The 12,679-nt window shown below is 56.0% G+C and carries 12 protein-coding genes; 2 read left to right on the top strand and 10 right to left on the bottom strand.

Going from position 1 to position 12,679, the window contains the following annotated elements; genetic code table 11:
* Positions 1 to 155: 155 nt before the first annotated feature.
* The 10 genes from nth to IV433_RS25740 all read right to left on the bottom strand — a co-directional run bounded on the left by nth (position 156) and on the right by IV433_RS25740 (position 10,446).
* Entirely contained in the window at positions 156 to 794 is a 639-nt protein-coding gene (gene nth / locus IV433_RS25785) for an endonuclease III (RefSeq protein ID WP_101078867.1), read from the bottom strand.
* The gene (locus tag IV433_RS25780) at positions 787 to 1,485 is read right to left on the bottom strand and encodes an electron transport complex subunit E (protein WP_195816497.1); all 699 of its coding nucleotides are present in this window, start codon (positions 1,483 to 1,485) and stop codon (positions 787 to 789) included. Before IV433_RS25780 ends, nth begins: the two co-directional genes overlap by 8 nt.
* The gene (gene rsxG / locus IV433_RS25775; protein ID WP_195816498.1) at positions 1,478 to 2,110 is read right to left on the bottom strand and encodes an electron transport complex subunit RsxG; all 633 of its coding nucleotides are present in this window, start codon (positions 2,108 to 2,110) and stop codon (positions 1,478 to 1,480) included. The genes IV433_RS25780 and rsxG overlap by 8 nt, the downstream gene beginning before the upstream one ends.
* A 9-nt stretch (positions 2,111 to 2,119) precedes the next feature.
* Complete coding sequence (rsxD, locus tag IV433_RS25770; protein WP_101078864.1) at positions 2,120 to 3,172, bottom strand: electron transport complex subunit RsxD; 1,053 nt, start codon at positions 3,170 to 3,172, stop codon at positions 2,120 to 2,122.
* On the bottom strand, positions 3,173 to 5,296 hold the full coding sequence (rsxC, locus tag IV433_RS25765; RefSeq protein WP_195816499.1) for an electron transport complex subunit RsxC: 2,124 nt from the start codon (positions 5,294 to 5,296) through the stop codon (positions 3,173 to 3,175).
* Position 5,297: 1 nt separating this feature from the next.
* Complete coding sequence (gene rsxB / locus IV433_RS25760; RefSeq protein ID WP_152326144.1) at positions 5,298 to 5,864, bottom strand: electron transport complex subunit RsxB; 567 nt, start codon at positions 5,862 to 5,864, stop codon at positions 5,298 to 5,300.
* Positions 5,864 to 6,445, bottom strand: coding sequence for an electron transport complex subunit RsxA (gene rsxA / locus IV433_RS25755; RefSeq protein ID WP_101078861.1), 582 nt, complete (start codon positions 6,443 to 6,445; stop codon positions 5,864 to 5,866). Before rsxA ends, rsxB begins: the two co-directional genes overlap by 1 nt.
* A gap of 39 nt (positions 6,446 to 6,484) precedes the next feature.
* The gene (locus IV433_RS25750; RefSeq protein ID WP_152326145.1) at positions 6,485 to 6,925 is read right to left on the bottom strand and encodes a DUF2569 domain-containing protein; all 441 of its coding nucleotides are present in this window, start codon (positions 6,923 to 6,925) and stop codon (positions 6,485 to 6,487) included.
* Between the two features lie 169 nt (positions 6,926 to 7,094).
* Positions 7,095 to 8,459 (bottom strand): anaerobic C4-dicarboxylate transporter DcuC, encoded by a 1,365-nt coding sequence (dcuC, locus tag IV433_RS25745; protein WP_195816500.1) that lies wholly within the window; start codon positions 8,457 to 8,459, stop codon positions 7,095 to 7,097.
* 778 nt (positions 8,460 to 9,237) lie between these two features.
* Positions 9,238 to 10,446: an FAD-dependent oxidoreductase gene (locus tag IV433_RS25740; protein WP_195816501.1), complete on the bottom strand. Its 1,209-nt coding sequence runs from the start codon at positions 10,444 to 10,446 to the stop codon at positions 9,238 to 9,240.
* A 299-nt stretch (positions 10,447 to 10,745) separates the two neighbouring features.
* Between IV433_RS25740 and IV433_RS25735 the strand changes: the two genes are divergently transcribed.
* Positions 10,746 to 11,459, top strand: a complete 714-nt coding sequence (locus tag IV433_RS25735; RefSeq protein WP_101078857.1) for a FadR/GntR family transcriptional regulator — start codon at positions 10,746 to 10,748, stop codon at positions 11,457 to 11,459.
* Positions 11,446 to 12,624 (top strand): aminotransferase class I/II-fold pyridoxal phosphate-dependent enzyme, encoded by a 1,179-nt coding sequence (locus IV433_RS25730; RefSeq protein WP_195816502.1) that lies wholly within the window; start codon positions 11,446 to 11,448, stop codon positions 12,622 to 12,624. The genes IV433_RS25735 and IV433_RS25730 overlap by 14 nt, the downstream gene beginning before the upstream one ends.
* The last annotated feature ends 55 nt before the right edge of the window (positions 12,625 to 12,679 follow it).

Genomic DNA, 12,679 nt, shown 5'->3' with positions numbered 1-12,679 from the left:
ACGCGTATCTTTTCGCGCGGTTTGTAACCCGATAGGCGCCCCTTGAAGCCAGTTTGGGTGGCAACCCAAGGTCTTGATTTTAAATTCGAATTCGAATTCGAATTTAAGATTGAAGTTGCAATTGAAAATAAAACGGGTTCAAAGGGATCTCCCTTTCACTCCGCATATACCTTCTCTTTACTCTCACACAAATCTTCAATCAAACACGATCCGCACCGCGGCTTCCTCGCAATGCACGTATAGCGCCCGTGCAGGATAAACCAGTGATGGCAATCGAGCTTAAACTCGGCGGGAACGACTTTAAGGAGTTTTTCTTCAACGTCATCGACGGTCTTACCTGGCGCGAATTTCGTCCGGTTACAGACGCGGAAAATATGCGTATCGACGGCAATGGTGGGCCAGCCGAAGGCGGTATTGAGCACCACGTTGGCGGTTTTACGCCCGACGCCCGGCAGGGCTTCCAGCGCGGCGCGGTCTTCCGGCACTTCGCCGTTGTGTTTTTCCAGCAAAATCCGGCAGGTTTTGATGACGTTTTCGGCTTTCGAATTAAACAGGCCGATGGTTTTGATGTATTCCTTCACACCGTCCACGCCGAGCGCCAGAACGGACTCCGGCGTGTTGGCGACCGGATACAGTTTCGCGGTCGCTTTATTCACGCTGACGTCCGTGGCCTGCGCGGAAAGTAACACCGAAATCAGCAGCTCGAACGGCGTGGTGTAAACCAGTTCGGTCGTGGGATGCGGGTTGTTGTCCCGCAAACGGCTGAGGATCTCAATGCGCTTTTCCTTATTCATGAACACTTCCCTTTGGCAAACTGTCTTCGGCGGCAACGTGTTGCGCCGCTTTTCGCGCTTTCATGCGCTGATCAATCAGGTATTTAGCCGCCAGCAGCAGGCCCAAACCGATAAACGCGCCCGGTGGCAGCATCGCCAGCAGGAATGGGTTATCCAGATGAATCACTTCAACGCGCAGCACTTTCGCCCAGCCGCCGAGCAGCAAATCCGCGCCATTAAACAACACGCCGCTGCCGAGAATTTCACGCATCGAACCGAGGACGAACATTGCGCACGTCGCCCCGAGGCCGGTCATGGCGCCGTCCAGCGCTGCCAGATGCACCGGACTGGTCGCGGCGCAGGCTTCCGCGCGACCGACCACCACACAGTTGGTCACAATCAGCGGGATGAAAATCCCCAGCGCCTGATACAAACCAAAGGCATAGGCGTTAATCAGCATTTCAACGGTACTCACCACCGATGCGATGATCAGCACGTAAATCGGAATACGGATTTCATCCGGGATCCACTTACGGAACGCGGAAATCATGCCGTTAGTACAGGTCAGCACCAGCGTGGTGGCCAGCCCCAAACCTAAGGCGTTAGTCGCGGTGGACGTCACGGCCAGCAGCGGGCAAAGCCCCAGCAGCTGGACCAGCGAAGAGTTGTTGGTCCACAGACCCTGAACGATTATCTTTCTGGCTTCACTCATCACGGGCTCCACAAGGGGTGAGGTGGGAAAGCTGAGACGGCACCGTCCCGATAAATAACGCCGTGCGTTTTACCGAACGCACGACAGCGCGCGGGGTAATGGTCGCGCCGGTAAACTGATCAAACACGCCGCCATCTTTCTTCACAGCCCAGCGCGGGTCGCTGGCGCCGTTCACGGTTTCGTTGGCGAAATGCTTGATCCAGTCAGAAATACGCACTTCAATTTTGTCACCCAGCCCCGGCGTTTCATGCTGTTCGAGCACGCGGGAGCCGTAGACTTTGCCATGGAAATCAGCGGCGACCAGCAGCTGGATTGCGCCGGAATAACCGTCCGGCGCGGTGGTTTCCACCACGGCAGCCACAGGTTCACCGCTTTTGCGCGCCAGATACATGCGGTGCGGCGTAGCGGTACCGAGCGATTCATCGGTGACGTTGTAACATTCGTCCTGCATGTTGTTATCGTAAACGCTGGTCGGGATCACCTGATCAAACAACGTTTTTTGCTGTAACAGCGCCTGATGTTCAATCGTCGGTTTGGTCAGCAGGTTTACGATGGCGGTCATGCCGGTCATCAGTGCGCCAAAAAAAGCCAGAATCAGGCCGTGGCGTCGCATTGTAGCTAACATAATTCTTCCTCAGCGATGCCCGTAAACACGTGGTTGAGTGTAGTGGTCAATGAGCGGCACGGTAATGTTGGCCAGTAAAACGGCAAAAGCCACGCCGTCAGGATATCCGCCGTACGTGCGGATAAGCCACACCAGCAAACCAATTAATGCACCGAAAACCAGACGGCCTTTTGGCGTGGTGGACGCCGTGACCGGGTCGGTGGCGATAAAGAAAGCACCGAGCATGGTCGCACCGGAGAACAGGCCGACCAGCGGTGAAGAATAGCTTTCCGGTGCCAGACCCCACGCGATGGCGGCGCAGAACGCCAGCATGCCAAGCATCGCCACCGGAATGTGCCAGCTGATGATTTTACGCCACATCAGGAACAGGCCACCGGCCAGAAAACCGAGGTTAATCCACTGCCAGCCCAGACCCGCCAGCGTGCCGCCAAACAGCGGTGTTGCCAGAATCTGATCGGCGGTATGGCCGGAGCGTAAGCCGGTTTTAAATGCATCCAGCGGCGTCGCCTGCGTCACGCCATCCACGTTCATCTGCAACTGATAGGCGGTCAGATCCTGCCCGCTGTGGCCGGTAAAAATGGTCAGCAGCGTATCGGTGAAGCTGACGTGATGATGTTGCAGCGCGTCCGGCGGCAGCCAGGTGGTCATCTGCACCGGGAAAGAAATCAGCAGCACCACATAACCTACCATCGCCGGGTTAAACGGGTTTTGCCCCAGACCGCCATACAGCTGTTTGGCGATGATGATGGCGAAAAACGTGCCAAGCACCACCATCCACCACGGGCCGAGCGGCGGAAGGCTGATGCCGATCAAAATAGCCGTCAGCAGGGCGCTGTTATCGCCCAGACGTTTTTTTACCGGCTGCTTGCGCAGCTGCAAAACAGCACCTTCTGCCAGTAAAGCAATCACGATAGCCAGTGCGAGCTGAACCAGCGTTCCGTAGCCGAAAAACCAAATCTGAGCGATCAGACCCGGAATACACGCCAGAATCACCATCATCATGATGGTGCTGGTATTTTGGCGGTTATGTGTAAAAGGTGAACTTGCGATCCTGAAGGCCATCTATTCCTCGTTCGACATTGTCTGAGCGGCTTTACGGGCCTTAACTCGGGCGATCGCAGCAGCCACGGCGGCTTTGCGTGGATCGCTTTCTTGTTGTGTTGTGTCTGGTTCTGAAGATGCGTCGTTTTCCGCAGCGGACTCTTCGGCGTCACTCTGCGCCGCCGCTTTTTTAGCTTTCGCACGGGCAATGGCGGTAGCAACAGCGGCTTTACGTTTGTCGTCAGCAGAAGGTTCAGCCGGTGACGTTGTCACGCTTTCGTCAGTATTGGCGTGCGCGGCGGCGGCTTTCTTCGCTTTCACGCGGGCAATCGCTGCGGCTACGGCGGCCTTGCGGTCGTCTTCTGCCGGCGCTGGCGGGGTAACATTCAGCACGCTGTCGGTGGCTTCCACCACCACGCCATTTCCCGCTTTCTTGGCTTTTACCCGGGCGATAGCGGCAGCCACGGCGGCTTTGCGATCGTCTTCTGCGGTCGGAGGCGTTTCAGGCACCGGCTCAGACGCGACCGGGATTTCCTGTGCGGCAGCCGCTTTTTTGGCTTTAGCGCGGGCAATGGCGGCGGCCAGTGCGGCCTGACGCGGATCCACTTCCGCCGTTTCACCTGCGGCTTCGGCGACCGGCGCGTCGTCAACCGGCGTTTCGCTCAGCTTCACGGCGGCTTTCTGGTGTTTCTCTTCGCGGGCGATTTTGTCGCGTTCCATACGCGCCTGTTTGGCCTCGAAGCGCGCTTTGGCTTCGGTCGCACGGGCGGTTTCGCTGTCGATGGCGCGGATTTCGGCCTTTTCCTGACGATAATATTGCACCAGCGGAATGTTGCTCGGGCAAACGTACGCACAGGCGCCGCATTCGATGCAATCGAACAGGTTATGGTTGCGCGCTTTTTCGTGTTCTTCGCCGCGGCTGAACCAGTAAAGTTGCTGCGGCAGTAGACCGGCCGGACAGGATTCCGCGCACAGGCTGCAACGGATACAGGCTTCTTCCGGCTCAGGCTGGCCGAGTTCCGATTCGGACGGAGCCAGCAGGCAGTTGGAGATCTTAACGACCGGCACATCGAGCGACGGCAGGGTAAAGCCCATCAGCGGCCCGCCCATGATCACCATCTTTTTATCGCCCTGCGGCTGTAACGCGCCTTCCTGCATCAGATGTGAAACCGGCGTACCCAGACGCGCCCAGACGTTACCGGGTTTCGCCATCGCTTCGCCGGTCAGCGTCACGACGCGTTCGATCAGCGGTTCGCCGTCGAGGATCGCGCGTTTGATCGCGTAAACCGTCCCGACGTTTTGCATCAGCACGCCGATTGACGACGAGTGATGACCTTTCGGCACTTCGAGGCCGGTCAGAATTTTGGTCAGCTGTTTGGCACCGCCGGACGGATACTTGGTCGGCACCACGCGCAGTTCGAAGCGGATACCGTTAGCCAGATCCTGCTGAGCCGTAGCTTTAATCGCGGTTTTAAACGCCGCAATGGCTTCCGGTTTATTGTCTTCGATGCCAATGAGAACGCGTTCCGGGCTGAGCATATGGCAGAGAATGCGCGTGCCTTCGAGGATCTGATCCGCGTGTTCCTGCATCAGCCGGTCATCGGCGGTAATGTAAGGCTCGCATTCGGCGGCGTTGAGGATCAGCGTGCGTGTGGACGTCAGGCCGCCTGCGAGTTTGCTGGCAGTCGGGAAACCTGCGCCGCCCAATCCGGCGATACCGGCCTGGCTGATGCGCTGGTTCAGATCCCCGGCAGAAAGCTGGCGGTAATCGGCCACAATGTCGCGTTCGCACCAGGTGTCTTGCCCGTCGGCTTCAATCAGAACGCAGAGTTCTTTCAGGCCGGAAGGGTGCGCGGTAATGTGCGGTTCGATGGCGGTAATCACGCCCGATGTCGGTGCGTGAACCGGTACGGTACGGCCACGGCCTGTCGTCAGCGGCTGGCCCTTTAAAACCCGGTCACCGGCTTTTCCACACAGCTCGCCCTCAGGGCCAAGATGCTGCTGAAGGGGAATGATAAAGCGCTCAGGCAACGGCACGTTGCGCAGCGGAACGTGGCTCGACTGTGTCTTCATTTCCGGCGGATGAATACCACCGTCGAAGTCCCAGACTTTGTCTTTTTTGAGCGCGGCAAACAGATTAAACATGTTACTCCGCATGGATGACCTGAACCGGAATGGATTGCAAATCCCACTTCCAGTTTGCGGTGGTGGTTTTGATCGGCAGCATTTCGATGCAGTCCGTCGGGCACGGCGCGACGCACAGGTCACAGCCGGTACATAAATCCGTAATTACGGTGTGCACGGCGCGGGTCGCGCCCACAATCGCATCGACCGGGCAGGCCTGAATGCATTTGGTGCAGCCGATACAGTTGCTTTCGTCGATGTACGCCACTTTACGCACCGGCACAGCGGCGGCGACGTCTTCGCCCATCGGCTGTGGCTCGACGTTGAGCAGGGTGGCCAGCTTGAGCATGACCGCTTCGCCGCCCGGCACACATTTGTTGATGTTGTCGCCATTGGCCACGGCTTCGGCGTAAGGTTTACAGCCGGGATAACCGCATTGCGCACACTGGCTTTGTGGCAGGATATCGTCAATCTGATCGACAACCGGGTTGCCTTCAACGGCAAAACGACGCGATGCGTAACCCAGCAGCAGGCCAAAAACCAGCGCCAGTGCGGTCAGCGCGCCAATCGCTACCCATAATTCAAACATCAGAATTTCACCAGACCCGTGAAGCCCATAAAGGCCAGTGACATCAGGCCCGCCGTGACCAGCGCAATCGAAGAACCTTTGAAGGGTGCAGGCACGTCAGCGACAACCAGACGCTCACGAATGGCGGCAAACAGCACCATCACCAGCGAGAAGCCGAGTGAGGCGGCGAAACCGTAGAGCGCGGACTGCATGAAATTCAGCTGCTGGTTGATGTTAAGCAGCGCCACGCCGAGCACGGCGCAGTTTGTGGTGATAAGCGGCAGGAAAATACCCAGCAGGCGATACAGCGACGGGCTGGTTTTGCGCACGACCATTTCGGTGAACTGCACGACGACGGCGATCACCAGAATGAATGCCATGGTGCGCAGATACACCAGGCCCAGCGGCATCAGAATGAAGGTGTTGACCATCCACGAACAGATATTCGACAAGGTGATCACGAACGTGGTCGCCAGGCCCATGCCGATGGCGGATTCCAGTTTTTTGGACACGCCCATAAACGGGCAAAGTCCGAGGAACTTCACCAGAACAAAGTTATTCACCAGCATGGTGCCGACAAACAGTAATAAGTAAGAGGTCATGACAATTGCCCGGACATAATAAACATTAAAACTTCAGGGTTATTCCGTGAAGGTTTCTTTCACCCGCAGTGAGCGCTTGAAATAAGGCACAAACACCGCAGCAGCCAATAAGGGTAACAGCAAGTTACGCACGGCCAGATCATCGGTAACCGGCGAGAATGCAAAGGCTTTTACCGCCAGCAATACCGTACACAGCAACCAGATAATATACATTTTTGGTAACGCTCTGGCACGCTTACAAAATTGCCAGAGAACCGCAACGGTAAATAACCCCATCGCTAATGTGGTCACCACGGAGAAATACCATTGCAGCGTAAATGCCTGCGAATTGGTGATTAAATATTCGCGTGATTCCGGCATAAATATGGCCATTGAAAACAGGAACAGCATTAATACAACGCTCAGCAGCGTGACAATCAGATACGCCATCGGGGCCAGTAACCACCCGCCGATTCGTTTGTAGCCCGGATTATTCGACATAAAAAGCCTATATTACGCGGATTTCGCCATCACTCAGACGGGGCGTTTTCCCCGACCTTCAAGGCGCAGTAGCTTAACCTGAGTTGGTATTAGCCCATATCGTATTTATGTGATCAATATCCCCTTCATTTTTTTAGGGGATATTGATGGATAGATTGGCAGAAGGGAATTAGTGAACAGGAACCAGAATTTCTGTGGCGACAATAACCACTATCAGCCCGACGAGAACCGGTACGGAGGTGCGCTTTACCACTTCGAACGGGGAGATTTTTGCCATACCCGCTACGGCAACCACGACGCCGGAGACCGGTGAAATGGTGCGGCCGAGGTTAGACGCCTGCAACATCGGGATCACCAGATATTCCGGGTTGATACCCATTTTCGCCGCCAGTTTCGGGATAAGTTCCACGAACGCATAAAACGATGCATTGCCCGAGCCGGTCGTCATGGCCGCCAGCACGGTGATGGTGACCAGCACCAGCATCATAATAATGCTGCCGGAACCGAAGTTTTGTGCCAGCCCGATCAGGCTGCTGATAAAGCCGACGGTGCTCAGACCCTGCGCGAAAACGCCTGCCGCCACCAGCAGCATCACGACGTTAGCAAACGCATCCGCCATGCCACGGTACGCCACATCCAGCCCGGCAAATACGGCTTTCCCGTTGCGGTTTCGCACTGTTTCGATCAGTGCAGTCAGTACCATGCAGATCACCAGGATGGTAATGATGTGCAGATTCGGCCCCCATTTACCGTCAAAAATCAGCACCCCGATAATCGGTGTGAAAGGCAAAATAGCGTAAAACGCCGGGGCATTGGTTTCAATGACGTCATCTTTGTTGGAATCCACGCTATCTACCACGGCGGTATCGCGTTTATCCAGATAACGTTGCCAGAAGAAATGCGCGACGGCCATCGCCACAATGGCGGCAATTGAAATCGGCAGGGTGACTTTGAAGGCAAAATCGACCAGCGGCATGTTGGCCGCCTGCGCCGCCAGCACCACATCGCCGGACGTCGGGGAAAGAATAATGGCCGCCGGAGACGCACAAATCGCCGCCGCCGCGCCGCGGCTGATCCCGACGTTCACCATAATCGGGAACAGCGTCGCCATCAGCAGTACGCCGAGACCGGTTGCGGAAGACACCGCCAGCGACATCAGACACGCCAGAATATAGGCCGCGACCATCAGAATGTACGGCGAGTTAATCATCTGTAGCGGACGTGATGCGAGTTTGACCACCACGTCGTTAGCACCGATGTGTGTCATGTACGCCGCAAAACCGCACAGCATCATGATCATCATCCCGAGATCGCCACCGCGGCTCATCAGCAGGATTTTGACGTATTCCACGATGTCCGTGGCGTTCCAGCCGGTGCTCTTCGTGCCTTCCGGCAACACGCTGTGGCCCATTAAGGCACTGATAATCAGCAGTAATAAACCGCCAACCATCAGTACGCCGGTTGGCGAATATCCCTTGATGATGTACCGCCCGACAAACACGGCGACCACCAGACCTATCAATAACTCTGTCATACATGTATTCCCCGAGATTAAATTTGGATCCAAATGAAAGGCGGGCACTTTGAACAATTAACGGGTCCGGCGTAATGACGCTTATCAATTATCGGTGATGAAATAGGGGAGAGGATTGATATTTGTGATGTATGACCGACATCACGAGACGGTTTTTGCGGTGCTCGCTCGGGTCAGGAGCCTGGGTTGCGGCCCAAGCTGGCTTAAGGTCAAGACCTTGGGTTGCCACCCAAACTGGCCTCAAGGAGCGCCTGTCGCCGCGCCCCTTGAGAATCCCGGGCTCTTTCACTGCGCGCTATCGCTCGCTGGCTATGTTTCAGTAACTCCTCTTATTGCCGCGAAAACTTGCCGCTACGCGGTTCCCTCACTCGGTTTCGAGCCACAGGTCTCGAAACACTTCGCTCGGCAAGCTTTCTGAAAGCGGCCGGAGGCTATGCAATTCGAATGATGTATACGGCTGCTTTTTCTGTTTTTAAAAGCCATTGGCCGCTTTCAAAAATCACGCCGTATGGAGAGGTGAAAAACCGCGTATCTCTTCGCGCGGTTTGTAACCCGACGGGAGGGAACCGCGCAGCGGCGGGATTTTGCGGCAATAGCCGGAACTGCTGAAACATAGCCAGCCAGCGATAGCACGTGTTGTAAAAAGACGCGGAGATTCCAAAGAGGGCTCGTCATAGCCCTCTTTGGTCGGTTTCGGCGTCAGCCGCTGAGCGATCACTGCAATTGAAAAACCGAAACCTACTCAGTCTGCCTTTAACCAGCCTGGTGCGTCTCACGCTCACAGTTTCGGGATCTCCCGATAAAACCCGACTCCGATCAGCCGTCCGAACAAGAAGGGAATAAACTTCCTCCCCCGTAGCCAGCTTTCAAGCCGTGAAGGGGCGCGCTTGCGGGGCTTTTGACCGGCCTTGCTGATCATAATCTGTAACGTCTGCGTGGCCCACGTCGGGAAAGTCCGTCGCCGCTGGATGCGTTTCAGGTGACGGAGTGTCAGACGCCCGGACTTCAGCGGTTGCGCGATAATATTTGCGGTCGCCACGGCATCCTGAATCGCCAGATTTACGCCGACGCCGCCAATCGGGGACATCGCGTGCGCGGCGTCGCCGATGCATAGCAGGCCGGGTTTAGCCCATTCTTTGAGACGGTCGATGCGGATCACCAGCAGGCGCACGTCGTCCCAGCTTTCAATGTCTTCGCCCAGACGCTCACGCTCAAACGGTGAGACCCCGGTCAGCAAATCCAGAAAAGGCGGGATGCCGCGTGCTTTGAGCGCGTCGAGGCTGTCTTTTGGAATCGAATAACCGCACTGCCAGTAATCGCCGCGGTCGATCATGATGAAGTTTTTCTTCGGCCCGCGATGCCCCATCGACCACTGCGGGTCGTCCGGGCGTTTATTGATTTTCAGCCACAGCACGTCACGCGGTGCGCCGAAACGGCGTATTTCCATGCCGGCCTGCTCGCGCACAATCGAATTTCTGCCGTCACAACCCACCACCAGATCGGCTTCAATTTGCTGCGTTTCACCGTTAACGTCCGCCAGAACGCCGGTTACCTGAGATTTATTCTCCCGCAGAGAAAGCACCTGCGCATTGTGGATCAGCCGGAAATTTGGCAGCAGGGCGGCTTTGCTGGCGATGAAATTCAGGAAATCCCATTGCGGCATAAAAGCGATGAATTTGCACTGCGTTGGCAGATGAGTGAAATCTGCCAGCGTGGTTTCTTTGCCGTTGATTTCGCCGTAAAGCTTCTCCGCGCGCTGATGCGGCAGGGCGAGAAACTCATCGAGAAAACCCAGTTGCCAGATGATATCCAGCGTCGAAGGGTGAATGGTGTCGCCGCGAAAATCACGCAGAAAATCCCGGTGTTTTTCCAGCACCGTCACGTCAATTCCCTGACGGGCCAGCAGGTAGCCCAGCATTAATCCGGCAGGGCCGCCGCCAACAATACAAACGGTGGCGACAGACGCGCGGTCAGTGTTCGTGGTCATACAAACCTGCCTGATGAAATGAATTTACATGATAACAATTATCATTTGCGCTACCGAGCGTCAATCCATTGCGTGCTACATGTCTGAACAAATCCTGCACAGCGACGTAACAAAACCGGTGGTTTTTGCACCACGGCGATCGCAGTTTTATTACCCGGACCGGTGCGTAAATACGCTATTTGATGGAAAATCATTTGGTTAGCGCGTTATCCAAAAACTGGCAAACAAATTGCAAAGTGGTCCACAGGTTGAGTTGTTGGGCCAATTCTGGCCGATGTGCGGAGAACAATATGCACGGTATGCACGGTGAACTGAATTTGCTGCACCCGATTGCTCCTCAGCAAAGTGACACGCTGGTGCTTGATGCGCTGACCCGCTATGTGGCGCAGTCCGGCACCCGCGTGGGTGAAAAATTGCCGCCCGAGCGCGTGCTGGCGGAAGGGCTGGCGGTGAGCCGCAATACCGTCCGTGAGGCGCTGAAACGTTGGGAAGCGCTGGGCATTATCGTGCGAAAAAAAGGCAGCGGCACTTTCCTGCAATCTGAAGTCACCGCTAACGACAGCTTTCTGTCCCTGCGCTTTAAAAATGACTCCGCCACCATGCTTCACGCGCTGGAAGTCCGCCGGATTATTGAATGTGAAGCCTCGGCGCTGGCGGCGGTCAGGGCGACGGAAAGCGATTTGCTGTTCATCGAACAAAAGCTCGATGTGATGGAAAAAGTGCATCTGAGTGTCGGTTCCGCCGGAGCCGAAGACTGGCAGTTTCACGCCGCGATTTACACCGCCGCGCACAATCCGCTGCTGCTGCAAATGGTCGGCGGGATCTACGACTTACTCCACGCCTTTTTTGAATCTCCGCCGGAACAGGCGCTGTTCAGCGACTCTTTTCCGCTGCACCGGACCTTATTTGAAGCCATCGCGCGGCGCGAGCCGGAAACCGCACGCAGGCTGAGTAACGACATTCTGAACATAACTGAACGTGACATGAAGGAAGTGATCAATGCAGCAAGATGATAAAAGCCCGCACGATGATTTGCACGAATACACCCGTTTAGTCCACGACGGACGCCATGATCGCGGCGCGATTTCACCGCCGATTTACCAGTCGTCGTTATTTAGTTTCACCGATTATGACAGCATGATCGCCCGTTTTCGCGGAGACAGTGATCACGCGCTGTATTCCCGCGTCGATAACCCGACGGTGGTGGAATTGCAGAAAAAGGTCGCGGAACTGGAGGGCGGCGAAGCCTGTCTGGCCTTCGGCAGCGGCATGGCGGCGATCAGTAATTCCATTCTGAGCGTGGCCGGGCCGGGCGACAAAGTGGTGTGCGTAAATCACGTTTACCCGGATACCTACCGATTCCTGCGCGGTTTCTGCACCCGTTTCCAGATTGAAGCTCAGTTCGTGGATGGCAGTTCACTTCCTGCACTGGAAGAGGCGATTCAGGGCGCGAAACTGCTGTATCTGGAAAGCCCGAACAGCTGGGTGATGGGCGAGCAGAACCTGAAAGCGATTGCCGCACTGGCTAAAAAATACGGCGTGATCACGATGATCGACAACAGCTGGGCATCGCCGGTTTTCCAGAAACCGCTGGCGGCCGGTATCGATCTGGTGATCCATTCCGCATCCAAATACATCAGCGGACACAGCGACGTCGTAGCCGGTCTGGTCATCTCCAGTCAGGAGCGCATTGGCGCGATTACCCGTCATATCAGCCCGTTTTTAGGCGGAAAACTGTCGGCCAACGAAGCCTGGCTGTTGCTGCGCGGCCTGCGGACTTTGCCGCTACGTATGCGTCAGCATCACGAAAGTGCGCTGGAACTGGCGCGACGGTTACAGGGCTATTCGCGCATTACGCAGGTTAATCATCCCGGTTTAGACCCGTTGCCGACGTCCACGCTGACCGGCTACAGCGGCCTTTTTTCATTCGAACTCAGCGAAGGCATCGACATTCCGACATTCTGTAACGCGCTGAAATTGTTCCGGATGGGCGTGAGCTGGGGCGGTTTTGAAAGCCTGGTGATGCCCGCCATTTCCGTGCTGAATCAGGCGGGCGAATTTAACTCGGCGATTGATTTTGGCGTATCGCCACGCGTGATCCGCATTTCTATCGGCCTTGAAGACACCGGCGATCTGTGGCGCGACCTGAAAAACGCCATCGAAAGCGCCTGTTCCTGAACCCGGTTAAAACAACAACGACTGTTCCTGTGATCCGACCCTTAGCTCCGTGGAG

Origin of the sequence: Rahnella laticis, assembly GCF_015644585.1 — a bacterium.
Lineage (GTDB): Bacteria > Pseudomonadota > Gammaproteobacteria > Enterobacterales > Enterobacteriaceae > Rahnella > Rahnella laticis.
Note: the sequence above shows the minus strand (reverse complement) of the source record. Positions and strands in the feature narration are given on the sequence as shown.